The organism is Mycobacterium triplex (assembly GCF_000689255.1).
GTDB classification, from domain to species: domain Bacteria; phylum Actinomycetota; class Actinomycetes; order Mycobacteriales; family Mycobacteriaceae; genus Mycobacterium; species Mycobacterium triplex.
The window spans coordinates 1,469,866-1,495,948 of record NZ_HG964446.1; the positions used below are offsets into that span (position 1 = coordinate 1,469,866).

Sequence of the window (26,083 nt, forward strand, 5' to 3'; positions counted from 1 at the left end):
CCGGGGCACCAATCCGTGAGGTCATCGGCTCCGAATGCTTGAAGGGTGAAGGAGATGGATGAGATGAAGACGCCGATACGAGGTGTAGGCCCGCCCGGCGACAACGAGGTCTTTGGTCTGATCATGGGTGACAATCACCGCTACGCGATGTGGGATGCCGCATACGTGCTGGGGTCGCTGTCGTCCGTCGACCGCCGCGAATTCGAAGAGCACATGCGCCAGTGCGCGGCATGCCGGGAGGCCGTCGCCGAGCTCAGCGGGGTGCCGGCCCTGCTTTCGCAACTCGATCGTGAGGAAGTCGCCGCGATCGCGCAGTCCGGCGACAGTCCGCCGGCGGCGCCGGAGCCCTCGCCCGAGCTGCTGCCGTCGTTGCTGGCGAAGGTGGCGTGGCGCCGCCGCCGCACGCGGGCGATCACCTGGGTGGCCTCGTCCGCCGCGGCCGCGGTCCTGGCGATCGGGGTGTTCGTCGGCATTCAGGGTCATAGCCCGTCGGCGACGCCTCCGCAGCAGGTGGCCGCGTCCGCGGAGATGGCGCAAGTGGGCACCAACCTGCTGACGTCGACGGTGCAGATTTCCAGCCAGCACTGGGGGACGGCCATCAACCTGAAGTGCGTCTGCCTGGCACCGCCGTACGCGCACCATGACACGTTGGCGATGGTGGTCGTCGGCCGCGACGGCAGCCAGACCCGGCTGGCGACGTGGGTGGCCGAGCCCGGTCACACCGCGACGCCCGCCGCGAGCATCTCGACGCCGGTCGATCAGATCGCCGCCGTGCAGGTGGTCGCCGCCGATAGCGGCCAGGTTTTGTTGCAGCGTTCGTTGTAAAACCCCTCAGGTGAACCGGCGGCTCAGCTGGCTCGTGCCATAGGCATCGTCTCAATCGAAACATAGGTAGAGCAGATGCCTCGGAAGCACCGGGTTGTTGACCAGATCGTCGAATGCCTTGCGTCGATCGGCGTGGACCACATTTTCGGTGTGGACGGCGCCAACATCGAAGACCTTTACGACGCCGCGCATTTCCGCTCCGAGGTCACCGCCGTCCTGGCCAAGCACGAATTCTCGGCCGCCACGATGGCCGACGGGTACAGCCGCAGCGGCGCCGGGCTGGGTGTGGTGGCCGCGACCTCGGGTGGCGGAGCGCTGAATCTCGTAGCGGCACTTGGGGAGTCGTTGACGAGCCGGGTTCCGGTGCTGGCGCTGGTCGGTCAGGCCCCGGCGACGATGGATGGTCGCGGCAGTTTTCAGGACACCAGCGGAAACAATGGATCGCTGAACGCCGAGGCCGTGTTCGCGGCGGTATCGGTGTCCTGCGAACGGGTGCTGCGGCCGGCCGACATCGGTGCGGCGCTGTCCCGGGCGATCACCGCCGCGCGCACCGGTGGTCCGGCAGTACTGTTGTTGCCCAAGGACATTCAGCAGGCTTTCGTCTACGCCGATCGAGCCGGCACCGTCGGTGACGACCCGCGGCCGATCGGAAATCCGCAGCCGATTATTCCGGTGCTGCGCAACGTCAACGGACCGATCACCGTCATCGCCGGCGAGCAGGTGGCCCGCGACAACGCCCGCGCCGAGCTCGAGGAGCTGCGCGCTTTGCTGCGGGCCCGGGTGGCCACCGTGCCCGACGCCAAAGACACTTCTGGCACACCGGGATTCGGCTCTTCGTCCGCGCTGGGGGTAACCGGTGTGATGGGCCATCCGGGGGTGGCCGAAGCCGTAGCCGCCAGCGCCGTGTGCCTGATCGTCGGATCCCGGCTGTCGGTCACGGCTCGCGCCGGACTCGACGAAGCCCTGGCGAAGGTGCGCACCCTATCGATCGGCGCCGCGCGGCCCTATGTTCCGTGCACGCATGTGCACACCGACGACCTGCGGACCTCGCTGCGCATGCTGACGCACGCCCTGTCCGGCAGCGGGCGTCCGACCGGTGTGCGGGTACCCGATGTCGTGTCCCGCTCCGAGCTGACGCCCCCGTCGTGGGTCGGCGCGGGCCTGCGCTATCGCGACGCCATGGCGGTGCTCAACAACGTGTTGCCCGACGGCGCCGACATCGTGGTCGACGCGGGCAACACCGGTGCGTCCGCGGTGCATTACCTGCCGGCCCGGCGCGGTGGCAGATTCACCGTCGCACTGGGTATGGGGGGCATGGGTTACAGCTTCGGGGCCGGCATCGGAATGGCTTTCGGACGGGCCAACAGCGGACGTCCGAGTGGGCGAACCGTGGTGATCGCGGGCGACGGGGCATTCTTCATGCACGGCATGGAAGTCCACACCGCGGTGCAATACCGGCTGCCGGTGACGTTCGTGTTGTTCAACAACAACGCGCATGCCATGTGCGTGACCCGCGAGCAGCTGTTCTACGACAACCTCTACAGCTACAACCGATTTCGGCCCAGCCGGCTCGGTGCCGGGCTAGCGGCCATGTTCCCAGACCTGACGTCGATCGACGTCAGCGACGCGGAAGGCCTCGCCGCCGCGATGGGGGCGGCGCTCGACCTCGACGGCCCGGCGGTAGTCAGCATCGAGTGCGCTGCCGACGAAATCCCGCCGTTCGCACCGTTTCTCACCGCGGCAAAGACCGAAACCATTGCCATTAGCGAGATTCCGACCGTTAAGGAGAAATGCACCAATGTCGCTGCCAGCGCTTGAAGACATTCCCGACCTCATCGACGGGGTCACGCGCATCGAAACCAGCCCCCGGGAGAAGGCCACCCCGATCATCATGGACATGATGCGATCGGTCTACCCGCACGATCAGGTCTTCGGGGATTACTGCACCGTCAACGATTACATCGACTGCCCGCCCGACGAGTTGTACGAGTATCTGTCCGACACCCGCAGCCTCGAAGAGTGGACCTACAGTCTGCGCGGTTTCACCGAGACCGACGAGCCCGGCTTGTGGCTGGCCTACGATCGGCTCGGCTCGGAGACCGAGATCTACACCCGCACCGTCGCCAACGACCAGGCTCGCACCGTCGACTACCACTGCGCATGGGATCAGGGCAAGCACCTGTGGATGATCTATCTGATGCGCGTGATCGACGCGCAGGTGGTACTCGACAAGCCGGGTTCGGTTGTGCTGTGGACCAATTGCCATCACCCGTTCTACGACCACAACCCGTATCCCGAGACAGCGCCGGCGCAGCGCCCGGTGTGGGTCGGCGACTTCTGGGACATGTTCGGCGCAGGCCATCTGCTGGAATTGAAGAACCTCAAGGCGATCGCCGAGTACCGCCACCACAATGGCCTGCCGGTGACCCCCGACTGGATGAGATGAGCGAACCATGGTTACTCCTGATGTCAGCCTGATCGACGTCTCCACCTATCTGCCCGGCGAGCCGATCCCGGCCGAGTACTACGCCCAGTTCGCCGAATCCGACGAGCTGCGTGAGAACGTGATGTTCCGGGCTCCGAAGTTTCGCCATCACGTTGGGCCCGACGAGAGTTCGATCGACATGATCGAACGCGCGGCGCAAGGTCTGATCGAGCGGCACGGCCACGACGTCGTCGAGGGTGCCGATGTTTTGATCACCCACACTCAGGTACCCGACATGGCGTTCTACGGCCAGGGCGGCGGCATCGCACACCGGCTGGGCCTGCGGCCGTCGTGGGTGCTGGACCTGAACAACGGTGGATGCGCGGCATTTGTGTTGGCGCTCAACGTGGCCCGCAAACTGCTGTCGTCCGGCGAAGGGCACACCGCGCTGATCGCGATCGCGCAGAACGCGGCCGGTCAGTTCTTCGATCAGTCCACGATTCGGCGCAAGGCGCAATCGGCCGTACCCGGTGACGGCGCGGCCGTCGGGCTGGTCACGGTGGGCGATCGGTCGCCGATACTCGACGTCGAGTGCCGCACCTACGGTGAATTCGCGGGGGAGATGACGCTCTCGTTCGACCCGCCCCGCAAGTGGTGGCAAGCGGGTTCCGGCGAGGGCAGCATCGGCTTCACCGAGAGCAAGATCACCAAGGTGCTGGCCCGCGGCAACCGGCAGGTTCCCGAGGTGGCGCTCGCGGTCTGCGACCGAATCGGCCTGCCCGCCAAAGACATCGACCTGATGGTCACCAACCAGCCGAACCGGGCGTTTCTGCGCAACTGGCGCGACGCGCTCGAGCTGCCGCCGGAACGCCACCGGGACACCTTCGAGGAGTGCGGCAACCTGTTCGGCGCCGGCATCCCGATCAATCTGGATCGCGCGATATCCGACGGCCAGCTCAAGTCCGGTGACGTGGTGCTGATGGCGGGCTTCGCGCACGCCGGCGACTTCGCCGGCGCGGCGGCGGTGCGCTGGGGCGGGCGAGACTGATGCAACCCGTCGCAAGCTCCGCCACCGCTGAGGTCGACGACTCGGTCCCGCCTGCGATCGATCCACTGGCCTTGTCGCTCAACGAAAATCCGTTCCCGCCGCTGCCCGCGGTACGGTCGGTGCTGGTCAAGTCGATCGATGCGGCCAACCGGTATCCGGAGTTCCTGCCCGAACGGTTGCGCAATCTGATCGCGGGCCGCATCGGCGTCGGCTCCGAGCAGGTGGTGCTGGGCGCCGGCGCGACGGGTGTGGTTTTGCAGGCTCTGCAGGCACTGACCGTTCCGGGCGACTCGATGGTCATGTCGGCGCCCACCTTCGACGGCTACCCGATCATCGCGCAGATGGCCCGGCTGAATTCGGTGATGGTGCCGCTGAACAAGGCCGGCCACAACGACCTCGAGCGGCTGGCCGACGCGGCCACCACGGCCCGCGTCGTCGTGGTGTGCCGACCGCATAATCCCACCGGAACGCTGGAGCCGACGTCGCATCTGTTCCGGTTCCTGCGCCGGGTACCTCGCGACACCATCGTGCTGCTCGACGAGGCGTACATCGAGTTCGCCGCACCCGAGCACCGGGTCGAGGTGGCGGCGCTGGCGCGGCGATTCCCCAATGTGGTCGTGGTACGGACGTTTTCCAAGGCGTACGGGCTGGCCGGGCTGCGGATCGGTTATGGGGTGGCGGCACCCGAGTTGGCCGCGACGATGTGGTCGCACCAGTTGCCGTTCGGTATCGCGATGACCAGCCTGCCCGCGGTTGCCGCGTCATACAACGCCGAAGACGAACTGCTGCAACGGATCCGGATGATCACCTCCGAGCGGCGGTATTTGCGGATGCGACTGTCCGCGCTCGGGATATACACGACCGACGCGCACGCGAACTTCATGTACCTGCCGGCGAAGACCGCGCCGGGCCGGCAGTGGAGCGAGGTGTTCGCCGACAGCGGGCTCCGGGTGCGCTGCTATCCGGACGGCGGCGCGCGGATTACCGTCGGCAGCCGCGCATCCACGTTGGCGGTGCTGTCCGCGGTGGGCAAATAAGCACACGCCGAATAGGGCCAGTTGACCCGCTTGTGCCGCAAGTGCGGTATGAAAAGGCGTGGCCCCGGACAAGAAGCGCGACCCGATCGCCGCCGCGCGAACCAATTGGGAGCGTGCGGGCTGGGGCGAGGTGTCGCAGGGCATGGTCGCGGTGACCTCGGTGATGCGCGCGCATCAGATCCTGCTCGCGCGGGTGGAGACGGCGCTGCGGCCCTATGACCTGAGTTTCTCGCGCTACGAGTTGCTGCGGTTGCTCGCGTTCAGCCGGACCGGGGCGCTGCCCATCACCAAGGCATCCGACCGGCTTCAGGTCCACGTCACCAGCGTCAGCCACGCGATCCGCCGGCTGGAGGCCGACGGACTGGTTCAGCGGCTGCCGCACCCGACGGACGGGCGCACCACGCTGGTGCAGATCACCGAGCTCGGCCGGTCGACCGTGGAGGACGCCACCGTCACGCTCAACGAGCAGGTGTTCGCCGACATCGGCATGGATACCGCCGAATCGCAGGCGCTGGTGGCGTCGATTGAAACCTTGCGCCGCAACGCCGGCGACTTCTGATCTGCGCCCGACGTCGAGTCGTTGGGACGGGGCTAACTCGAGCGCAGCAGCTCGATGACCGCGCTGAAATCCTTGTCGGCATGGTCGGCGGCGAATTTCGCGTAGATCTCGGCGGCATGGCGACCCAGCGGCGCGGCCGAACCGGTCGACGACACCGCGTCCATCGCCAGCCCCAGGTCCTTGTTCATCAGCGCGGTCGCGAAGCCGGGTTTGAAGTCGTTGTTGGCCGGTGAGGTCGGAACCGGGCCCGGCACCGGGCAATTGGTGTGCACCGCCCAGCAGTTGCCGGTCGCGCCGGTGATCACGTCGAACAGCGACTGCGCCGACAGCCCTAGCTTTTCGGCCAGCACGAAGGCCTCGCCGACCGCGATCTGTTGCACCGCCAGCACCATGTTGTTGCACACCTTGGCGGCCTGGCCCGCGCCCGCGGCGCCGCAGTGAATGATCTTGCCCGCCATGGGTTCCAGCACCGGCCGGGCTCGTTGCACCGCGGACTCTTCGCCGCCCACCATGAATGCCAGCGTCCCGGCGACGGCGCCCTTCACCCCGCCGGAGACCGGTGCGTCCAACTGAGCGACCCCGTGTGCCTGGGCCTGCGAGTGCACCTCGCGGGCGTCGTTGACCGAGATCGTGGAGCTGTCGATGAACAGCGCACCCTCGCGCGCGGCCGGCAAAACCTCGGTGTAGCAACGTTTGACGATGTCGCCGTTGGGCAGCATGGTGATCACCACGTCGGCCTCGGCCACCGCCTGGGCGGCGCTGTCGAAGACCTCGACGCCGCCTTCGGCCGCGGCCGCCGCCGCCGCGGGCACCGGGTCGAACCCGCGCACGGTGTGGCCCGCGCCCAGCAGGTTCGCCGACATCGGCGCGCCCATGTTCCCCAGCCCTAGGAAGGCGATCTTAAAAGGCTCTGTCATTGCTGCCTTTCTAAGCGGTGGCTCTGAATCGGCCGGCCTCGGCGCGACCGATGACCACCCGCATGATTTCGTTGGTCCCCTCGAGAATTCGGTGCACCCGAAGGTCGCGGACGATCTTTTCCAGACCATACTCGCGCAGGTAGCCGTAGCCCCCATGCAGTTGCAGCGCCTTGTCCGCGACGTCGAAGCAGGTGTCGGTGACGTAGCGTTTGGCCATCGCGCACAGCTCGACCTTGTCGGGGTCGCCCGCGTCCAACGCACTCGCCGCCCGCCACAACATCATTCGCGAGGTTTCCAGCCCGGTGGCCATGTCGGCCAGGGTGAAGCGGATGGTGGGTTCGTCGAGCAGCGGGGAGCCGAACGCCTGCCGATCGCGCACGTAGGCACCCGCCTTGTCGAAGGCCGACTGCGCGCCGCCCAGCGAGCACGCCGCGATGTTGAGCCGGCCGCCGTTGAGGCCGTTCATCGCGATGCCGAAGCCGGCGCCCTCGCCCTCGGCCCCGCCCAGCATCGCGTCGGCGGGAACGCGTACGCCTTCCAGGATCACCTGTGCGGTCGGTTGGGCGTGCCAGCCCATCTTCTCCTCGAGCGCGCCGAAACTGAGCCCGGGAGTTCCCTTTTCGATGATGAACGCCGAGATCCCGCGCGGACCGTCGCCGCCGGTGCGGGCCATCACCACGTAGACGTCGGAAGCGCCGGCACCGGAGATAAACTGCTTGACACCGTCGAGCACATAATCGGGGCCCTGCTTGACCGCACGGGTACTCAATGCGCTGGCATCGGATCCGGCGCCGGGCTCCGTCAGGCAGTAGCTGGCGATGACATCCATCGGTGCCAGCCGCGGAATCCATTCCTTGCGTTGCTCGTCGGTACCGAAGCTGTCGATCATCCACGCGCACATGTTGTGGATCGACAGGAAGGCGGCCGTGGTGGGATCGGCGATGGCCAGCTGCTCGAAGATCCGCACCCCGTCCAGCCGGCGCAGCCCGCTGCCGCCGACATCCTCGCGGCAGTAGATCGCCGCCATGCCGAGCTCGGCGGCCTCCCGCAACACGTCGGTGGGGAAATGCTGGGCCGCTTCCCATTCCAGGGCGTACGGGGCAATGCGTTTGGCGGCGAACGCGGCCGCCGTCTCCGCGATGACCCGTTCGTCGTCGTTCAGGGCGAACATGACCCTAATCCATTGTCGGGATGACGAATTCGGCGCCATCCTTGATGCCGGACGGCCACCGCGACGTCACGGTCTTGACCTTGGTGTAGAACTGGATCGACGCCGGGCCGTGCTGGTTGAGGTCGCCGAAGCCGGAGCGCTTCCAGCCGCCGAAGGTGTGGTAGGCCACCGGCACCGGGATCGGCACGTTGACTCCGACCATGCCGACCTCGACGCGCGACACGAAATCGCGGGCGGCGTCACCGTCGCGGGTGAAGATCGCGACACCGTTGCCGTATTCGTGCTCGGACGGCAGCCGCAGCGCCTCTTCGTAGTCGTGGGCCCGCACGATGCACAGCACCGGCCCGAAGATCTCGTCGGTGTAGATGGACATGTCGGGGGTGACGCGGTCGAACAGGGTCGGCCCGATGAAGAACCCGCCCTCGAGGTTGGCGTCACCGAAGGTCAGGTCGTCGCTGCGCCGCTCGCGGCCGTCGATCACCAGCTCGGCGCCCGCCTCGACACCCTGACCGATGTAGTCGCGCACCCGGGCCACCGCGGCCTCGGTGACCAGCGGGCCGTAGTCGGCCTTGGGGTCCAGGCTGTGGCCCACGCGCAGGTTGTTGATCCGTTCAATCAGCCTGGCGCGCAACCGATCCGCGGTCTGCTCGCCGACGGGTACCGCGACACTGATCGCCATGCAGCGCTCGCCGGCGCTGCCGTAGCCGGCGCCGATCAGCGCGTCGACGGCCTGGTCGAGGTCGGCGTCGGGCATCACGATCATGTGGTTTTTGGCGCCGCCGAAGCACTGCGAGCGCTTGTCGTTGGCCGCCGCCGTCGAATAGATGTAGTGCGCGATGTCGGAGCTGCCGACGAAGCCGACCGCCTTGATGTTCCGGTGGTGCAGGATCGCGTCGACGGCCTCCTTGTCGCCCTGCACGACCTGGAACACGCCCGGCGGCAGGCCGGCCTCGAGAAAGATCTCGGCCAGCCGCAGCGGCACCGACGGGTCGCGTTCACTGGGCTTGAGCACGAACGCGTTTCCACAGGCCAGGGCGGGCCCGGCCTTCCACAGTGGAATCATGGCCGGGAAGTTGAACGGCGTGATGCCCGCGACCACGCCCAGCGGCTGGCGCAGGGAGTAGACGTCGATGCCCGGGCCGGCACCCTCGCTGTATTCGCCCTTGAGCAGGTGCGGGATGCCGATGGCGAACTCGATCACCTCGATGCCGCGCTGGATGTCGCCGCGGGCGTCGGGGACGGTCTTGCCGTGCTCGAGGGACAGCAGCTCGGCCAGCTCGTCCATGTTCTGGTTGACCAGCTCGATGAACTTCATCATCACCCGCGCGCGGCGCTGCGGATTCGTTGCGGCCCAACCCTTTTGGGCTTCGACGGCGGAGGTCACGGCCGCATCGACGTCGGCCTGCGAGGCCATCGCGACCTTCGCCTGCACCTCGCCGGTGCTGGGGTTGAAGACGTCAGCGGTGCGGCTGGACTTGCCTGCGGTGCGCTTCCCGTCGATGAAGTGCGGGATCTGTGTGGTCATGGGGTGCCCTTGAGTGTCGTTCGCGTGGGTGAGCGGATACTTGCATATCCTAGTAACCGGGTTCTGACCTTGGCAAGGCGGGTTACCTGTCGTGACGGCGCGGTCTAGCGTTGAGGCCGGTATGCACACGATCGAGGCCGACTACCTGGTCGTCGGCGCGGGCGCCATGGGTATGGCGTTCCTCGACACGCTGGTCACAGAGACTTCAGCGACGGAGGCCGGCGTCGTGGTGGTGGACCGCAACGACGCGCCGGGTGGGCATTGGACCGCCGCCTACCCGTTCGTCCGGTTGCATCAGCCGTCGGCGTTCTACGGCGTCAACTCGCTTCGGCTCGGCCGCGACGCCATCGACGCCGCCGGCTGGAACAAGGGGCTTTACGAGCTGGCGACCGGTTCAGAAGTGTGCGCCTACTACGCCCACGTGATGCGCCGGCAACTGGTGCCGACCGAGCGGGTCCGCTACTTCCCGATGAGCGAATACCTCGGCGCGGGCCGTTTCGTCACGCTGGCCGGTGACGAGTACACCGTGGACGTGGCGCGCCGGGTCGTCGATGCCACCTACATGCGAGTGGTGGTGCCCGCGATGCGCCCGCCGCCGTATCGGCTCGCGCCGGGCATCGCCTGCGTCGCGCCCAACGAGCTGCCGGGACGCGGCGCCCACGACCGTTACGTCGTCGTCGGGGCCGGCAAGACCGGCATCGACGCCTGCCTGTGGCTGCTGGGCCACGGCGTCGCGCCCGAGCGCCTGACCTGGATCATGCCCCGCGACTCGTGGCTGTTGGATCGCGCGGCGATGCAGCCCGGGTCGACGTTCGCGGACCGGATCAAAGCCGGCTTCATCGCGCAGCTGCGCGCGATCAGGGACGCCACGTCGCCCGACGATCTGTTCGCCCGCCTCGAGGACGCCGGCACCCTGCTACGGATAGACCCCGCGGTGCGGCCGACGATGTACCGGTGTGCGACCGTCACCCGGGCCGAACTCGACCAGCTGCGCCGCATCGGCGATGTCGTGCGCAAGGGCCACCTGCTGGCCGTCGAGGACGACAAGATGGTCCTCGAGGGCGGCGACGTGACGGTGAACGGGCGCCCGCTCTACATCGACTGCACCGCCGACGGCGCCGAAAAGCGCCCTGCCACCCCCATTTTCGAGCCCGGTCGGATCACGCTGCAAAGCGTGCGTGGGTGCCAGCAGATATTCAGCGCCTCCCTGATCGCGCATGTGGAGGCGGCTTATCCCGACGACGTCACTCGCAACCAGCTGTGCGTGCCGTTGCCGCACCCCGACACCGATTCGGACTGGTTGCGCGTCGCGCTGGCCGACTACAGCAATCAGCTGCGCTGGTTCGACGACCCCGAGCTGACCGCCTGGCTGGCCGCGTCGCGCTTGGACCTCTTCGGTCATCTGGTGGGCCAGCTGCTGCCCCCGGCCTCGGCCAAACCCCGGGTGCGCGAGCGGATCCTGAGGGTGGCCAAGACGGTCCTGTCCGCCACCGCCGCGAAGCTGGACGAGCTGGCCGTCGATGAACCGTCGCTCGCCTCGCCCTGACCGCGTGTAACCCCCGCTGATATTCATCGGGTGAGGCAGAATTGTGACGGCACAAAACGAACCCGCGGGCCCGCGCCCCCTGCGCGCGGTCCCCGACTCAGGCTTTCAGGGCTACCCCGACTGGGAAGCGGTGTACTCCGACAACGCGGAGTGGGTGTACCGGACGCTGTTCGCCCGGGTCGGCAACCGGGCGGACGCCGAGGACCTCACCGCCGAGGTGTTCTTGGCCGCGCTGCGGCCGCTGCGACTGACCGCGAGCGTCGGCGAGGTGCGCGCCTACCTGCGGGCCACGGCGCGCACGGTGCTGGCCGCGCACTGGCGCGAGACCCTGGGCCGGGAGATAACCTCGATCGAGGAGGACATCGAGCAACCGCCCAATAGCGAGGAAGCGATCAGCACCGCGCCGTCGCGCGTCGCCCATGTCCTCGAGAATCTGCCGGACCGCTATCGCCGGATACTGGAACTACGTTTCCTGCAAGGAAATTCGATCAAGGAGTCAGCTACGGAACTCGGAATCAGCGTTGCCAACGCCAAGGTGCTCCAACATCGTGCGCTGCGGCTGGCGGCACAGGTCAACGATGGGGGCCAGTCATGAACGCGCGAGGGTTGCGTCGTTACGTCGACGACATGCTGCGAGGCCGCAAACCAAAACCGTTTGCGCCCGACGACTTTGAGGCCGCTGCGATCCGCACGGCGATCGAGCTGCGGGCTGCCGGGCAGGGTGACGCCGCCCCGCGCCGGGAATTCCTCGCCGACCTGCATCGGCGTCTCGCCGAACAAATGGCCGACACGCCGGCGCCCAAGCGGAGCACCACGCGCCGGCAGGTGATCGTCGGCACGTCCGCAGCTGCCGCCGCCGCGGTCACCGCGGTGTCCGTCGATCGAGCAGTAATCGGGGGCATCACCGAAGGGCCCGCCGTTGCGGGACAACTCACACCCAACGACGGAACCTGGCAGCGCGTCGCGGCGAGTTCGGACGTGCCGGACGGGCGCATGCACGCGTTCGAGCTGGGTTCGGTCAGCGGATTCGTCCGCCGTGTCGACGGCAAGCTCGAGGCCGTATCCGGGGTGTGCACGCATCAGGGGTGCAAGTTGTGGTTCGACGCGCCCGAGGACAGGTTGCGCTGCCCGTGCCACTCGACCTCGTTCTCCCCTGCCGGAGAGGTGCTCACGCATCAACTGCCTATCGCCCCAAAGCCGTTGCCCACATTGATGGTTCGCGAGATCAACGGCGCCGTCGAGGTGCTCGCCCCGTCGTATCCAGAACAGCCGGCCTAAGCGGTGTAACCACCCCTGCTATCAGATGGCATGACAGCCATCTCGTATCGAAAACCTTCGGTGTTGCTTGCGGCGGGAGTGCTGCTGCTGGCCGGATGCTCTGCGTCGCGGCCCGATTTGCATGCGTCGGTCACGACGAAGCCGGGATCCGGTGCGACGCCGTCGATCACCGCACCGCCCGCGAGCGGCGACCGGGTCGCCATCGACGGCTTCGCGTTCGCGCCCGCGACGCTCACGGTCCGCGCGGGCTCCACGGTCACCTGGATCAATCGTGACGAAGAACCGCACACGGTGGTCGCCAGCGACGGGTCGTTTCACTCCCCCGGCATCGGGACGGGGGCCAGCTTCACCCACACCTTCTCCACCGCAGGAACTTTCGACTATGTCTGCTCGATTCACCCGATGATGCACGGCACCGTGATGGTGACGCAATGACGCGTGATCCGAACGTGATGAGTCGCCGCCAGTTGATCCGCCATGGCGCTTGGTTCGGCGCGGCGGTCGGGTTTACCGTCGCCGGCGGCGAGGTGATCTCGCATGTCGCCGGTGCCGCCGCGGCCGAGCGTGCGCGCATCCGGCCCGCCCTGCGCTTCGCTCAGGTCAGCGACAGTCACATCGGCTTCACCGGTGCCCCCAACCCGGACGTGTCCGGCTCGTTCGGCCACGCCATCGATCAGATCAATAACCTCGGTTACACACCGGATTTCGTCGTCCACACCGGCGACCTCACCCACCTGTCCACCCCCGCGCAGTTCGACCAGGTGAAACAGCTGATGAGCGGGCTGCACACGCCGCACGTGTTCACCGTGCCGGGGGAGCACGACTCGGTCGACGACGCGGGCCAGAAGTACCGCACGGTGTTCGGCGCGGGATCGGTGGGGGACGGGTGGTACAGCTTCGACGCCGCCGGCGTTCACGTGATCGCACTGGTGAACACGCTGAATCTGCGCAAGCTCGGGCATCTGGGTGTCGATCAGCTGGAGTTCGTCAGGAAGGATGTCGCGGGGCTCTCCAATGACACCCCGATCATCGTGTTCAGCCACATCCCGCTGTTCGCGATGTACCCGGATTGGGGCTGGGGCACCGACGACGCGACCCAGGCGCTCAGCTACCTGCGCCGGTTCGCATCGGTGACATGCATCAACGGGCATGTGCACCAATTGTTTTCCAAGATGGAGGGCACCGTGTCGTTCTACAGCGGGACGACGACGGCCTATCCGCTGCCGCGTCCCGGCGACGGGCCGGCGCCCAAGCCGGTCACGCTGCCCGCGGGAAAGCTGCACGACGCGCTGGGCATCCGTGAGGTCAGTTACACCAAGGGCGAAACCGCCCTGGCATTGAAGGAGCAGCGGCTGCAATGAATATCCTGATCCGGGTCGGCTTCGCCGCGTCGTTGCTCGCCGGCGCCGCCAGTCACGCCTACCTCTATGTTCATGGTTACCAGCACATTCCGACGATCGGCACCGGGTTCCTGGTCCAGGCCAGCGTCTCGTTCGCGGTGGCCGTGCTGATCCTTCTCGGCGGCCCCTGGTGGCTGCGCTGGACCGCCGCCGCGATCGCCGGCGGATCGCTGGTGGCCTTCGCACTGTCGCGAACCGCCGGGCTCTTCGGGTTCAGCGAGTACGGTTGGGATCCGGCTCCGTACGCGGCGATCAGCGTGGCAGCCGAAGCGCTGACCGTACTGCTGGGGACGCTTTCCGGTTACCCCGGTGGCGTCAGGCTCGGCTGGCTTCGGCGACCTCGGCGCCGGCCCACTTCTGCTTGAGCCGGGATTTGAGGGTCCGCGAGGGCTTCTCGACCAGAAACCAGCTCAGTGCCGCCAGCGGCAGGGTCGCCATCGTCGAAAGTATAGCGAACACAACAGGATTCAGGCTGATGAGCCCGCCAATGGCGAGCAACTGCTGTACCGGGAAGGCGTAGATGTAGACCCCGTAGGACAGATCCGTCCGCAGCCTCAAGTACTTGTTGTGGATGAGCACGCCCGAAGCGATCAGGGCGTACGCCAGCGGGACGGCGCCGATCAGGCGGTAATCGGGCAGCAGGCTGGCCGCGAGAACGATGACGATGCTCACCGCGACGAGTGACCATCGAGCGGGAATCACGTCCCGCCACTGGTACATCACGCCACCTGCCGCGAACATGACGGCGAAGCGCGCGATGCATTGCGCGTTGCTCCACGTCCCGGGATAGGTCATCGGTGGCAGGCACGCCGCCAACACCAGCGCGAGCGCCAGCAGGGCCGGCGAGGTCCACCGGCGGTCAGCGAACCCGGCCAGGCCCAGTGCGACTACCGCGACGTAGCACAGCACTTCGTAGATGAGGGTCCACAACGAAGCGTTCCACACGGCTGGATAGGGGAGTCCGCCCGGTGTTCCCCCGATGTCGAGCTGAAGTAGCGCTACCGCACTGTTTTTCGCGACGTATTCGAATGGTGCGCCGGACAGCAGCAGTCGTGCTGCCGATCCACCCTGCATTGTGACGCCGATCGGCGCGATCACCAACGCGGTAACTGCCAGGCAGACGTAGAACCCGGGGAGGATGCGCAGCGCTCGAGCGGCCAGGAAGCTACGGAGCTTCGGATGGTTCAGCCAGCTCGCGGTGATGAGAAAACCCGAGATGGCAAAGAACCCGTCGACGCCCACCGAGAACAGCAATTGCCGTACCGGCGTGGCAGGCAGCGCGCCGCCCCGCACCGGAAAGGAGTGCCACAGGATCACCTCGATTGCCATCGCTAGCCGCAATGCATTCAGTGCATTACGTCGTGGATCAAACGCCTGCCCCAGTTTCATACGCCGTCACCAGTCGTCCGCACTCCCGGGCGTTAGCTTATCGCCGCAATCCCACCTTTGCGACTCGGCGATACAGACTGAGATCGGCATTGTGCGATTCGATATGTTCGGTAAGGCTCGGCTTCGTCGGCTTTTGCTTGAACCGGCTTTTGAGAGCCTGCGCGGGCCTCTCGACGAGAAACCAGCTCAGCGCGGCCAGCGGCAGCGTGGCGGCCGTCGCGATCACGAAAAACAGCAAGGGGTTCAGGCTGGTAAGTCCGCCGACGGCCATCAATTGCTGAATCGGAGATGCGTAAATGTAGGTGCCGTACGACAGGTCCGTGCGCAAATTCAGCCGTTTGGAATGGATCAGCGACCCCGAAACGATAACGGCATATGCGAGTGCGGGTCCACCGACTGTGCGGTAGTCAGGCAGCAGGCTCGATGCGAGGACGACGAATACGCTCACCGCGACCAGCGACCACCGGGCCGGAATCACGTCGCGCCACTGATACAGCGTCGCTCCGGCCGAAAACATGATCGTGAAGCGCACCGCGATCTGCAGGTTGGTCCACGGTCCCGGATAGGTCAGGGGCGGCAACAATATCGACCCAGACACGGCGAGCGCCAAGATCATCGGCGGCAGCCAGCGGCGATTCGCCAGCCCGGCCAGTCCGATGCCGGCAACGGCTAGGTAGCACAGCACTTCCCACATCAAGGTCCACGCCGAGGCGTTCCACACGCCGTGCTCCGGGACACCTCTCGGTGTTCCGCCTACATCCAGCGCAAGCGCCGACAGCAGAGTGCTGTTCTTCAAAACGTACTCGGTTGGCGCGCTTGACATTAAAAGCTTCGTGGCCGCACCCCCTTGCATCGCCACACTGAGCGGGGCGAACACAAACCCGGTCACCACCAGGCAAACGATGAGCCCGGGGAAGATACGAAGAGCTCGCGCGAGGAAATATTCTCGCGGGTGCGGGTTTCGGAGCCAACTCGCGGTGATGAGAAACCCTGACAGCGCGAAGAACCCGTCCACCCCGACCGAGAAGAGAAGCTGCAGAACCGGCTTGGACGACACGGCATGACCTGTGACCGGGAAGGAATGCCACAGGACCACCTCGCTCGCCAGCACCAGCCGACACGCGTTGAGCGCGTTGTTTCGCGGATCGAATGCTTGCCCCAGTTTCATCCGCGTTCGCCTCGCGGTCACCAACCCCATGTGACGCCATCATAATGTCACCGGCGGACACACCCGGCGCGCGACAAAGTGACGTGCGCCGCAGCAAAGACGGTACCTAGGCGGAAGGATTGGCTTCCGCGAGCTCAGAGCCGGACCACTTTCGCTTGAGCCGCTTCTTGAGCGACTGCGAGGGCTTCTCTATCAGGAACCAGCTCAGCGCCGCCAGTGGTACGACGGCCAGCGTCGAAAGTCCGGCGAACACTATCGGATTCAGCGTCGCAAGCCCACAGCTGGCCAGCAGTTGCTGAGTCGGGAACGCGTAGATGTAGACGCCGTAGGACAGGTCGGTCCGCAATCGCAAGCGTGGGTTGTGCAGCATGATGGCCGACGCGACAACGGCATACGCCAGCGGAAGGGCCGCGACCACCCGATAATCCGGCAGTAGGGCGGATGCGACGACGACGATGACGACGCTCACCGCCACCAGTGACCACCGGGCCGGAATCACGTCGCGCCACTGGTACAGCAGCGCACCCGCAGCGAACATGATCGCCGAGCGCGCCGCGAGCTGCGGGACGGTCCACACGCCGGGAAAGGTGAGCGGCGGCAGCAACGCCGCACCAATGACAGCCACTATCAACAGAACTGGTGAAACCCAGCGTCGATTGGCAAGTCCGGCAACGCCGATGGCGGCGACGGCGAGGTAGCACATCAGCTCCCAGACCAGCGACCACAGGGAGGCGTTCCAGCCGCCGTCGGCGAACGGGACCCCGACCGGTGTCCCGCCGACGTAGTGCTGGAGGTAGGCCACGGCACTGTTCTTCAAGACGTACTCGACCGGGGCGAACGACGTCAGCAACTTCGCGGCCGAGCCGCCGGTGATCGCGACATTGAGTGGGGCGAACACGAACGCGGTGACGATCAGGCAGATGTAGAACCCGGGCAGGATGCGCAGTGCGCGGGCGGTGAGGAAGTCCCGCAGTTTCGGGTCGTTGAGCCAACTCGCGGTGATCAGGAATCCGGAGATCGCAAAGAACCCGTCGACGCCGACCGCGAAAAGGAGCTGAAGCAGCACGTGCGGAGGGGTGCGGCCGGTCACCGGCCAGGAGTGGAACAGCATGACCTCGGCGGCCAACCCGAGCCGGAAGAGATTCAGTGCGTTATTCCGGGGGTCGAAAACGTGCGCTAGCTTCATGTGCCCTATCTGTATCTGTTGACGACCCCGGCCCCATTGTCGGCCATGGTATCGGCGCGAATTCCCCAAGGTAGTCGAATGCCGCCCCGGCGAGGGAGTCCCGCGGCGACATGACTACGCGGCGCCCGCGATTCCCCGAGCAGGATGCGGGGCAGCGACATCTGTCACGGTGTTCGCGGGCTTGCCGTCGTGCTTGAAGCGGGATTTCAGCGCCAACGCGCGCTTTTCCACCTGGAACCAGCTCAGCGCGGCCAGCGGCAGGGTGGACAGCGCGGCGACGATCGTGAACGGAATCGGAGGCAAGAAGCCGAGGCCGCAGATGACCAGCAATTGCTGCATCGGCCACGCGTAGATGTACACGCCGTAGGAGAGGTCGGTGCGGAGTCTCAACCGCGGGTTGTGGATCAGGGCGCCCGAGACGACAACCGCGTAAGCCAGCGGAATAGCCGCGATGACCCGGTAGTTGGGCACCAGTACGCCGGCCGCGACGACGATGGCGGCGCTCAATGCGACCAGCGACCAGCGAGCCGGGATCACGTCCCGGTACTGATGCAGCACTGCTCCGGCGGCGAACACCACGGCGAAACGAGTGACCATTTGCGGAATGGTTTCGACCTTCATAATCGGGTAAGACACCACGGCCGACAGGGCGACCGCCAACCCGAACACCACCGGGGCGGGCCAGCGGCGTTTGAGAAGCCCGGCGAGCCCGGCGACGGCAACGGCGACGTAGCACATCAGTTCAAAGGCAAGGGTCCACAGCGGACCGTCCCACACACCCGGCCACGGGACGCCGGTCGGCGTTCCCGCGATACCGACGTGGAAGAAATTCAGCACGGCGTTATTGAGCACGTATTCGATCGGTGCGGTGGACGACCAAATCGTCGCGACCGGACCGCCCTGGATTGCCACGCCGATCGGAGCGATTACGAACGCCACGACGAGTAGGCAGACCCACAATCCGGGAAAGATGCGCAGTGCCCGGGCTGCGACGAATTCGCGAAGCCGCGGATTGTGCACCCAACTCGAGGTGATCAGGAAACCCGAAATCACGAAGAAGCCGTCGACCCAGACCTGCGAAATGAGCTGGTCAAATGGTGGCCGCAAGTGGCGGCCGGTGAGGGGCCACGCGTGTTCTAAGATCACGCCCGTCGCTAATATCAGGCGCCAGACATTCAGGGCGTTATTGCGGGGATCGAATGCCTGCGCGAGTTTCATCAATGTGAATCTGTCGTTCGGCCCCCGCTGGCCCCCGCATTGTCGGCCATCGTAACGTCACGCAACGCAGCGGCAAAAGGAAATTGCGGAAAAGGCTCGATCGCTTGGCTTCAGGCCTCGCCACGCAGCTGCGCGGCGAAACGCTGCGCCTCCTCCCAGGTGGGCAGCAGGCCGGCCGCGCGCACTTCGTCGAAGCCGGGGGCGACGGCATCGCGCTCGGACAGGCTCGGGGCGGCGCCGTCGACCAGCGGCCAGTCGATACCCAGCGCCGGGTCGGTGGCGCGGATGGTGTGCTCGCGCTGCGGGCTGTATTCCGCCGAGCACAGGTACATCACCGTCGAATTGTCTTCCAGCGCAAGGAAACCATGCCCGACGCCTTCGCAGAGGTAGATCGTCCGGTGATCTTTGTCGTCGAGCAGCACCGAGTCCCACTGGCCGAACGTCGGTGAGCCGACCCGAATGTCGACCACCACGTCGAACACCGCACCGCGCACGCAGGTCACGTATTTGGCCTGGCTGGGTGGGAGCTGGGCGAAGTGCAGACCGCGCAGCACGCCCGCGGCCGACACCGAGCAATTGGCCTGCCGCACGTTCAACCCATGGCCGGCGAAGGCCCTGAAATCGGTGTCTTTGAGCCATTCGAAGAACATGCCGCGGGAATCGCCGTGAATCTTCGGGGTGATTTCCCAGGCGCCGGGGACTTTGAGTTCGCGGGCTTCCATGTCACTGACCCCGTTCTTCGTAGCGGGCTTCCGATGCGTCTTTGAGCGGACGCCACCAGGATTCGTTGGCCCGGTACCAGTCGATGGTTTCGCGCAATCCCTCTTCGAAGTCGGTATGCTTTGGCGCCCAGTGCAATTCGTCATACAGCAGGGACGGGTCGATGGCGTAGCGCAGGTCGTGGCCGACGCGGTCGGTGACGTGGTCGAAGTCGTCGGGGTCGTGACCCATCATCTGCAGCAGCGTGCGCAGCACGGACAGGTTGTCTCGCTCGCCCTCGGCCGAGATCAGGTAGGTCGCCCCGATCCGGCCCTTGTCCAGGATCTGCCACACCGCGCTGTTGTGGTCGTCGACGTGAATCCAGTCGCGCACGTTGGCGCCGGCGCCGTACAGCTTGCACCGCCGCCCGGTCAGCAGATTGGTGATCTGGCGCGGGATGAACTTCTCGATGTGCTGATACGGCCCATAGTTGTTCGAGCAGTTGGACAGCGTGGCGCGCACCCCGTACGAGCGCACCCAGGCCCGGACCAGCATGTCGGCGGCGGCCTTGGTCGCCGAGTACGGGCTCGACGGGTTGTAGGGCGTCGACTCGGTGAACCGCTGCGGGTCGTCGAGTTCCAGGTCGCCGTAGACCTCGTCGGTGGAGATGTGGTGCAGCCGCACCCCGCGGCGCCGTACCGCCTCCAGGATCGTGTAGGTGCCGACCACGTTGGTGTGCAGAAACGGCTCGGGGTTGTCCAGCGCGTTGTCGACGTGGCTCTCTGCGGCGAAATGCACCACCGCATCGGATTCGGCGACCAGCGCCGAAACCAGTTCGGCGTCGCAGATGTCGCCCTCGACCAGCTCGATGGCGTCGTCGACACCGGCCAGCGACTCGCGCCGCCCGGCGTACGTCAGCGCGTCGAGCACCGTAACCGAAACGTCGGGACGCTCGCGCACGGTGCTGTGCACGAAATTCGCGCCGATGAAACCGGCGCCACCGGTCACCAGCAGCCGCATGGTCAAACCCTAACCGAGGGTCGCGGTCAGCTTGCGGGGGTCAGCCCAAGCGGTCCGGCCAGTTCACTCAGCGCGGGCAGCAGCGTCTCTTCGTCGTAGCCGCCCAGCACCTGGATGCCCACGTGATCGGCGCCCGCATCCAGGTGCTCGCGCAGCCTTTTCACGATGGCCTCGGGGGTGCCGTAGGCCACCACCGCGTCGATCAGCCGGTCGCTGCCGGGTGCGCGCACGTCGTTCTCGGTGAACCCCAGCCGCAGCCAGTTGTTCACGTAGTTGCTCAGCCCCAGATAGTGCCCGACGAGCTGACGGCCGGCCTCGCGCGCCTTCTCGCGGTCGGTGGTCAGCACCACCTTGTGCTCCGGGGCCAAGAACACCGAATTGCCGAGTTGTTCGCGCGCCCTGGCCGTGTGCTCCGGCGTGGTCAGGTACGGGTGGGCGCCGGCGCTGCGTTCGGCGGCCAGCGCCAGCACCTTGGGCCCGAGCGCCGCGAGCACCCGCCGGCTGGTCGGCACCAGCGCCTCGTCGAGGGCGTCCAGGTAGCCGACCAGTGCGGCGTAGGGCTTGGCGTACTCCTGGGTGTGTTCGGGGTGGCCCACCCCGATACCGAGCAAAAACCTTCCCGGGTAAGCATTTTCGATGCGTTTGAACGACTCGGCCACAGGCGCGGCCGCGGCCGTCCAGATGTTGACGATGCCGGTGGCCAGCTGCAGCGAGTTGGTCTGTGCCAACGCCGGTTCCACCCAGGCCAGCTCGGCGTCCGGTGATCCGCCGACCCAGGCCGCCGAGTACCCCAGGGCTTCGATCTTGGCGGCCAGTTCGGGTGTGATGGAACGGGTCGGCAGCCAGGCGCCGTAGCGGCCAAGGTCGGGCTTGAGTGCTCTGGCGTCGTTCATCGAGGTCCCCCTCCGCGGTTGGTTACTTCAGTCCGAGCGGCCCCGCCAGTTCGGCCAAAGCCGAGACCAGGTTTTCATCTTTGGTGAGGACCTGCACGGGCACGTGGTCGGCCCCGGCGGCGAGGTGCTCGTGCAGCCGTGCGGCGATCGCGTCGGGGGTGCCGTAGGCCACTACCGCGTCGACCAGGCGGTCACTGCCCGGGCGGACGACCTCGTCCTCGCCAAAGCCGGACCGCTTCCAATTGTTGCGGTAGTTGGCCAGGTTGAAGTAGAAGTCCAGCGCCTTGCGCCCGACGGCGCGGGCCTGATCGGAGTCGGTGGTCAGCACCACCTTGTGCTCGGGCGCCAGGAACGCCGACGGGCCGATCAGCTCGCGGGCCTGCGCGGTGTGCTCCGGGCTGGTCAGGTACGGGTGCGCGCCGGCGCTGCGTTGCGCCGAGACCCCGAGGACCCGCGGGCCCAAAGCCGCCACCACCCGGCGATGCGCGGGCACGCCGTACTCGTCGAGTCTGTCCAGGTATTCGACCAGCGCGTCGTAGGGCTTGCGGTATTCGCTGATCACCTCGCGGTGACCGACGCCGATGCCGAGCAGGAAGCGGTTCGGGTAGGCCTTGTCGATGCGGTGGAACGACTCGGCCACCTCGTTGGCCGGCGCGGTCCAGATGTTCACGATTCCGGTGGCCACCTGCAACGTGCTCGTCGCTTCCAGGATGGGCTCCACCCAGGCCAGCTCGGCGGGTGGCGAGCCGCCGACCCATACCGCTCCGTAGCCGAGGGATTCGATTTCCTTGGCTTGCGCAGGGGTTACGCCACGTCCGAACGTTCCGAACCGGCCGAGATCGGGCTTGCGTGCAGCTGCATCGGTCATGCCGTCTCCAACCCCGGCGGGTGGCGGCACTATTCCGGGTCGGCGCCGTCCAGGTCGTCGTCGTCCACGGCGGCGGCGTCGGGGACGGGCGGCTTTTCCAGCGGCAGCAGCACGATGAACCGGGTGTCGCCGGGCACCGATTCCACCCGCAGATCGCCGCGGTGTTTTTTGACGACGATGTTGAATGCGAGGTCCAGCCCGAGGCCGGTGCCCTCGCCGAATGGCTTGGTGGTGAAGAACGGTTCGAAGATGTGCTCGCGGATCTCGGCGGGGACTCCCGGCCCGGTGTCACAGATTTCGACGCGGGCCATGTTGTCGCCGTAGCGGCAGGTGCGCACGGTCAGCGTGCCACCCTGATCGCGCATCGCGGCGAGCGCGTTGTCGATGATGTTGGTCCACACCTGGTTGAGATCGCCTGGATAGCAAGGGATTTCGGGAAGTGAGCGGTCCCACTCCTTCACCAGGTTGATGGCTTTACCGTCCTTGCTGCCGTCCTTGCTGCCGTCCTTGGTCAGCCGGTCGGCGAACATCACCAGCGTGCTGTGCAGCAGGTCGTGCACGTTGGCCACCTGGAACGGGGCGCGATCCAGCTGCGAGTACTGCTTGGCGTCGGCCACCAGCGCCGAGATCCGCTTGCTGGCTTCCAGAATCTGGTTCATCAGCAGCTCGCTTTCGATCGTGTAGTTGATCCATCGGATCGCCTGCTCCAACGTCGCCGACGCGAGCTCGTCGGTGACCGTGGAAATCCGCTCCAGCCAATCGGTGTCGACGCCACCCTCGACGAACGTCGGCGCGATGTCCCACCCGCCGTCGATGCCGTGGTCTTCCAGCCAGTCGCCGACGGCGTCCTCGCGATCGGAGGTCTCCAGCGCGCTCAGGTGCTGCCCGCCTGGAGAACCCGATTTGGCGACCTGCTCGGCGACCCGCTCCTGCAGGTGCACCAGGGCGCTCAACGCCTCGGGCGTGATGGTGCCGTCGGCCAGCATCGCCAGCTTGTGGCGCATGTTGGCCACCCGCTCGCGCAGATCCGACGCGGCCCGTGAGATCGCGGCGGCCGGATTGTTGAGCTGATGGGTCAGCCCCGCCGACAGCCGGCCCAGCGCCAGCAGCTTCTCCCGGTTGTCGATGATCCGCCGCGTCCGGTCGGTGCCGACGGCGATGCCGTCGAGCAGGTGCACGGCCATCGGGAACTGGTCGCGCATGAACTGGGCGAAGACGGGCGCGTCCATCACGAAAAACCGCGACGGCTTGGTCACGTGCACCGAGGCGTCGTAGGTCTTCTGCTTGCCGCCGGTGAACGCCCGCCACGCGCCGGCGTACACCCCGCGTTGCGAGGTGCGGTTGGTTTCGATGTCCTGGCCGCCGGAGAGCTTGGACATCGCCAGCTCGCCTTCGATCAGCACGTAGAAGCAGGTCGCCGGTTCGCCTTCCACGCAGATCGGCCCCGGCTGGTACTCCTCGATGCAGCCGTTGGCGCACAGCACCGCGAGCTGTTCGTCGGTCAGCGCCTCGAACAGGAACAGGCTGCGCAGCTCGTCGGGCTCACACGGCGTAGTGGCGGTCATTGACACGCGACCCTTCTATGACTCGGCCAGATAGCGGTGGACCAGCATCACGGCCATCGACCCTTCACCGACGGCGGCGGCGACCCGCTTGGCCGACGTGGAGCGGACGTCGCCGGTGGCGAACACGCCCGGCACGCTGGTTTCCAGGTGATGCGGTGGGCGGTCCAGCGTCCAGCCGCAGACGTTGCGCAGGTCCGGGCCGGTGAGGATGAAGCCGTGGTCGTCGCGGGCCAGCACCCCGTCCAGCCACTCGGTGCGCGGGGCGGCCCCGATGAAGATGAACATCCGGCCGCAGGAAACTTCCTCGGTTTGCTCGGTCCGGTTGTTGACCAGGGTCAGCTTCTGCAGGTGGCCGTCGCCGCTGGCGCGCCGCACCTCGGTGCAGGTCAGAACCTTGATCTTGGGGTTCGCCTCGATCTGCTGGATCAGGTAGTAGGACATCGAGGCTTCCAGCGACGGGGCGCGCACCACGATGTTGACCGATTTGGCCGTTCGCGACAGATACATGGCGGCCTGGCCGGCGGAGTTGGCGCCCCCGATCACGTAGACCTCTTCGTCTTCGCAGTCCGAGGCGATCGACACCGCGGCGCCGTAGTAGACGCCGCAGCCGGTGAGCTCGTTGCATCCCTCGGCGTCGAGGTTCCGGTAGGCGACCCCGGTGGCCAGGATGACCGCGTGCGCGCCGATCGAGCCGCCGTCGGCGAACCGCACGGTGCGCTTGGATCCGTTCACCTCGAGGGCGACCGCCGTGCGGGCGGTGATGAGCTCGGCGCCGAATTTCTCGGCCTGCCGGCGCGCCCGCTCGGCCAGCTGGCCGCCCGACACCCCGTCCGGGAAGCCGAGGTAGTTCTCGATCCGGGAACTCTGGCCCGCCTGCCCGCCGGTCGCGGTGCGTTCGATCAGCACCGTGCGCAGCCCCTCGGAGGCGCCGTAGACCGCGGCGGCCAGGCCCGCGGGCCCGCCGCCGATCACGATCAGGTCGTAGAACTCCTGCGACGGCGTGGAGGACAGACCCAGCTTGTCGGCCAGCTCGGCGTCGGTGGGTTCCACCAGCGGGTCACCCTGCTCGGTGACGACGACGGGCAGGCGCAGATTGTCGGCGCCGGCGGCGCTGAGCAGCCGCTCGCCCTCGGGTTCGTCGGCCATGAACCAGGAGTAGTGCAGCCCGTTGCGGGCCAGGAAGTCGCGGACCTCCCAGGACCGTGCCGACCAGCGATGCCCGATCACCTTGGTGTGCGGGATGGCGTGCTCGGGTCTCGCGCGCCAGGCTTCCAGCAGCGCGTCGATGACGGGGTAGAGCTTTTCCTCCGGCGGATCCCACGGCTTGAGCAGGTAGTGGTCGAGGTCGACGACGTTGATCGCGTCGATCGCGGCGTGGGTGTCGGCGTAGGCGGTCAGCAGGATCCGTCGCGCCGCCGGGTACAGGTCCATCGCCTGCTCGAGGAACTCGATGCCAGTCATCTGCGGCATCCGGTAGTCGGCGACGAGCGTCGCGACCGTTTCGCCGCGCAGTTTGAGCTGCTTGAGGGTTTCCAGCGCCTCGGGTCCCGACTCCGCGCGCACGATGCGGTGCTCCTCGCCGTATTTGCGCCGGAGGTCCCGGGCCACGGCGCGGGACACGGCGGGATCGTCGTCGACGGTCAGGATCACCGGTTTGCGTGACTGCGCGGCGCCATCAAGGGGACGTGCGGGATTTGTCATTGGGGTCAAGTATGCGCTTGTCAGGCGGCCTATGGTGGGTCGAGGTGGCGGCGAGATTGGTCCGGGGAGCGCTCGGATCACGGATTTTGGCCGCGCCGCCCAAGCGGGTACCATGGACCGACGGTGCGTCTTTCGCGCCGGCTTTTTTGTGTGTCCGTTCCCTAGGAATTTCCTGTCACCGGCTCACGTTCGGAAAGTCGGTGTGAATGCTGTGCCGTTGTTGGCGCAGACGACAACGAAACTAAACGACGAGGATTTGACGAGTAGTTATGGCCAAGAAGGACGGCGCCATCGAGGTCGAGGGCCGGGTGGTCGAGCCCCTGCCCAATGCGATGTTTCGCATTGAGCTGGAGAACGGTCACAAGGTGCTTGCCCACATCAGCGGCAAGATGCGGCAGCACTACATCCGCATCCTGCCCGAGGACCGGGTGGTGGTGGAGTTGTCTCCCTACGACCTGTCCCGGGGCCGCATCGTGTACCGGTACAAGTAACCAACCAACAGACGAGAACAGGATCGAAAAGCCGTGAAGGTCAACCCCAGCGTGAAGCCGATTTGCGACAAGTGCAGGGTGATCCGTCGGCATGGGCGGGTCATGGTGATCTGCTCCGATCCGCGCCACAAGCAGCGCCAGGGCTAGCGGCGAT

General features: G+C 66.6%; 27 protein-coding genes. 14 read left to right on the forward strand and 13 right to left on the reverse strand.

The window, feature by feature from the left end:
• The first annotated feature begins 63 nt into the window (after positions 1–63).
• From BN973_RS06910 to BN973_RS06935, 6 genes are all read left to right on the forward strand, one after another.
• The gene (locus tag BN973_RS06910) at positions 64–825 is read left to right on the forward strand and encodes an anti-sigma factor family protein (RefSeq protein WP_036472112.1); all 762 of its coding nucleotides are present in this window, start codon (positions 64–66) and stop codon (positions 823–825) included.
• A gap of 75 nt (positions 826–900) precedes the next feature.
• Positions 901–2,643, forward strand: a complete 1,743-nt coding sequence (locus BN973_RS06915) for a thiamine pyrophosphate-binding protein (RefSeq protein ID WP_036466782.1) — start codon at positions 901–903, stop codon at positions 2,641–2,643.
• On the forward strand, positions 2,624–3,271 hold the full coding sequence (locus BN973_RS06920) for a hypothetical protein (protein WP_036466784.1): 648 nt from the start codon (positions 2,624–2,626) through the stop codon (positions 3,269–3,271). The genes BN973_RS06915 and BN973_RS06920 overlap by 20 nt, the downstream gene beginning before the upstream one ends.
• 7 nt (positions 3,272–3,278) lie before the next feature.
• A complete protein-coding gene (locus BN973_RS06925) occupies positions 3,279–4,298 on the forward strand; it encodes a 3-oxoacyl-ACP synthase III family protein (RefSeq protein WP_036466786.1) in 1,020 nt (339 codons plus the stop codon).
• Positions 4,298–5,335 carry a pyridoxal phosphate-dependent aminotransferase gene (locus BN973_RS06930; RefSeq protein ID WP_036466787.1) on the forward strand — a complete coding sequence of 346 codons (1,038 nt, stop codon included), beginning with the start codon at positions 4,298–4,300 and terminating at the stop codon, positions 5,333–5,335. The genes BN973_RS06925 and BN973_RS06930 overlap by 1 nt, the downstream gene beginning before the upstream one ends.
• 58 nt (positions 5,336–5,393) lie before the next feature.
• A complete protein-coding gene (locus tag BN973_RS06935; protein ID WP_036466789.1) occupies positions 5,394–5,894 on the forward strand; it encodes a MarR family transcriptional regulator in 501 nt (166 codons plus the stop codon).
• A gap of 32 nt (positions 5,895–5,926) precedes the next feature.
• Here BN973_RS06935 and mmsB read toward each other — a convergent pair whose 3' ends face one another.
• From mmsB to BN973_RS06950, 3 genes are read right to left on the reverse strand one after another with little or no spacing between them, the layout of a single operon-like run.
• Complete coding sequence (gene mmsB, locus BN973_RS06940; protein WP_036466792.1) at positions 5,927–6,811, reverse strand: 3-hydroxyisobutyrate dehydrogenase; 885 nt, start codon at positions 6,809–6,811, stop codon at positions 5,927–5,929.
• A gap of 10 nt (positions 6,812–6,821) precedes the next feature.
• Positions 6,822–7,982 carry an acyl-CoA dehydrogenase family protein gene (locus tag BN973_RS06945; protein ID WP_036466794.1) on the reverse strand — a complete coding sequence of 387 codons (1,161 nt, stop codon included), beginning with the start codon at positions 7,980–7,982 and terminating at the stop codon, positions 6,822–6,824.
• Between the two features lie 4 nt (positions 7,983–7,986).
• Positions 7,987–9,507, reverse strand: a complete 1,521-nt coding sequence (locus BN973_RS06950) for a CoA-acylating methylmalonate-semialdehyde dehydrogenase (RefSeq protein ID WP_036466797.1) — start codon at positions 9,505–9,507, stop codon at positions 7,987–7,989.
• 121 nt (positions 9,508–9,628) lie between these two features.
• Here BN973_RS06950 and BN973_RS06955 point away from each other — a divergent pair, with 121 nt between their 5' ends.
• Genes BN973_RS06955 through BN973_RS06980 form a run of 6 tightly spaced genes read left to right on the forward strand, consistent with a single transcriptional unit; the run spans position 9,629 to position 14,096 of the window.
• Positions 9,629–11,053, forward strand: coding sequence for an NAD(P)/FAD-dependent oxidoreductase (locus BN973_RS06955; protein ID WP_036466799.1), 1,425 nt, complete (start codon positions 9,629–9,631; stop codon positions 11,051–11,053).
• A 43-nt stretch (positions 11,054–11,096) separates the two neighbouring features.
• Complete coding sequence (locus BN973_RS06960) at positions 11,097–11,648, forward strand: RNA polymerase sigma factor (protein WP_036466802.1); 552 nt, start codon at positions 11,097–11,099, stop codon at positions 11,646–11,648.
• Positions 11,645–12,331 (forward strand): Rieske (2Fe-2S) protein, encoded by a 687-nt coding sequence (locus BN973_RS06965; protein WP_036466804.1) that lies wholly within the window; start codon positions 11,645–11,647, stop codon positions 12,329–12,331. Before BN973_RS06960 ends, BN973_RS06965 begins: the two co-directional genes overlap by 4 nt.
• Positions 12,332–12,361: 30 nt before the next feature.
• Positions 12,362–12,766, forward strand: coding sequence for a cupredoxin domain-containing protein (locus BN973_RS06970; RefSeq protein ID WP_036466805.1), 405 nt, complete (start codon positions 12,362–12,364; stop codon positions 12,764–12,766).
• A complete protein-coding gene (locus BN973_RS06975; protein ID WP_036466806.1) occupies positions 12,763–13,692 on the forward strand; it encodes a metallophosphoesterase family protein in 930 nt (309 codons plus the stop codon). The genes BN973_RS06970 and BN973_RS06975 overlap by 4 nt, the downstream gene beginning before the upstream one ends.
• Positions 13,689–14,096 carry a hypothetical protein gene (locus BN973_RS06980; RefSeq protein WP_036466809.1) on the forward strand — a complete coding sequence of 136 codons (408 nt, stop codon included), beginning with the start codon at positions 13,689–13,691 and terminating at the stop codon, positions 14,094–14,096. The genes BN973_RS06975 and BN973_RS06980 overlap by 4 nt, the downstream gene beginning before the upstream one ends.
• Here BN973_RS06980 and BN973_RS06985 read toward each other — a convergent pair.
• From BN973_RS06985 to BN973_RS07030, 10 genes are all read right to left on the reverse strand, one after another.
• Complete coding sequence (locus tag BN973_RS06985; RefSeq protein WP_036466810.1) at positions 14,047–15,120, reverse strand: acyltransferase family protein; 1,074 nt, start codon at positions 15,118–15,120, stop codon at positions 14,047–14,049. The genes BN973_RS06980 and BN973_RS06985 overlap by 50 nt on opposite strands.
• Before the next feature lie 37 nt (positions 15,121–15,157).
• The gene (locus BN973_RS06990) at positions 15,158–16,288 is read right to left on the reverse strand and encodes an acyltransferase family protein (protein ID WP_084163319.1); all 1,131 of its coding nucleotides are present in this window, start codon (positions 16,286–16,288) and stop codon (positions 15,158–15,160) included.
• A 106-nt stretch (positions 16,289–16,394) separates the two neighbouring features.
• On the reverse strand, positions 16,395–17,474 hold the full coding sequence (locus BN973_RS06995) for an acyltransferase family protein (protein ID WP_036466812.1): 1,080 nt from the start codon (positions 17,472–17,474) through the stop codon (positions 16,395–16,397).
• Between the two features lie 114 nt (positions 17,475–17,588).
• The gene (locus tag BN973_RS07000) at positions 17,589–18,692 is read right to left on the reverse strand and encodes an acyltransferase family protein (protein ID WP_051641144.1); all 1,104 of its coding nucleotides are present in this window, start codon (positions 18,690–18,692) and stop codon (positions 17,589–17,591) included.
• Positions 18,693–18,802: 110 nt separating this feature from the next.
• Positions 18,803–19,414 (reverse strand): dTDP-4-dehydrorhamnose 3,5-epimerase, encoded by a 612-nt coding sequence (gene rfbC, locus BN973_RS07005; RefSeq protein ID WP_036466814.1) that lies wholly within the window; start codon positions 19,412–19,414, stop codon positions 18,803–18,805.
• Between the two features lies 1 nt (position 19,415).
• Positions 19,416–20,411 (reverse strand): dTDP-glucose 4,6-dehydratase, encoded by a 996-nt coding sequence (rfbB, locus tag BN973_RS07010; protein ID WP_036466817.1) that lies wholly within the window; start codon positions 20,409–20,411, stop codon positions 19,416–19,418.
• A 26-nt stretch (positions 20,412–20,437) separates the two neighbouring features.
• The gene (locus BN973_RS07015; RefSeq protein ID WP_036466819.1) at positions 20,438–21,304 is read right to left on the reverse strand and encodes an LLM class F420-dependent oxidoreductase; all 867 of its coding nucleotides are present in this window, start codon (positions 21,302–21,304) and stop codon (positions 20,438–20,440) included.
• A 22-nt stretch (positions 21,305–21,326) separates the two neighbouring features.
• Positions 21,327–22,172, reverse strand: coding sequence for an LLM class F420-dependent oxidoreductase (locus BN973_RS07020; RefSeq protein ID WP_036466822.1), 846 nt, complete (start codon positions 22,170–22,172; stop codon positions 21,327–21,329).
• 29 nt (positions 22,173–22,201) lie between these two features.
• Entirely contained in the window at positions 22,202–23,737 is a 1,536-nt protein-coding gene (locus BN973_RS07025; RefSeq protein ID WP_036466825.1) for an ATP-binding protein, read from the reverse strand.
• Positions 23,738–23,752: 15 nt separating this feature from the next.
• On the reverse strand, positions 23,753–25,438 hold the full coding sequence (locus tag BN973_RS07030; protein WP_036466826.1) for an NAD(P)/FAD-dependent oxidoreductase: 1,686 nt from the start codon (positions 25,436–25,438) through the stop codon (positions 23,753–23,755).
• A 269-nt stretch (positions 25,439–25,707) separates the two neighbouring features.
• On the opposite strand from BN973_RS07030, the gene infA reads away from it, so the two are divergent.
• Both infA and rpmJ read left to right on the forward strand, forming a co-directional pair.
• Positions 25,708–25,929: a translation initiation factor IF-1 gene (infA, locus tag BN973_RS07035; RefSeq protein ID WP_003418601.1), complete on the forward strand. Its 222-nt coding sequence runs from the start codon at positions 25,708–25,710 to the stop codon at positions 25,927–25,929.
• Between the two features lie 33 nt (positions 25,930–25,962).
• Complete coding sequence (gene rpmJ / locus BN973_RS30345; RefSeq protein WP_003879483.1) at positions 25,963–26,076, forward strand: 50S ribosomal protein L36; 114 nt, start codon at positions 25,963–25,965, stop codon at positions 26,074–26,076.
• Positions 26,077–26,083: the final 7 nt, after the last annotated feature.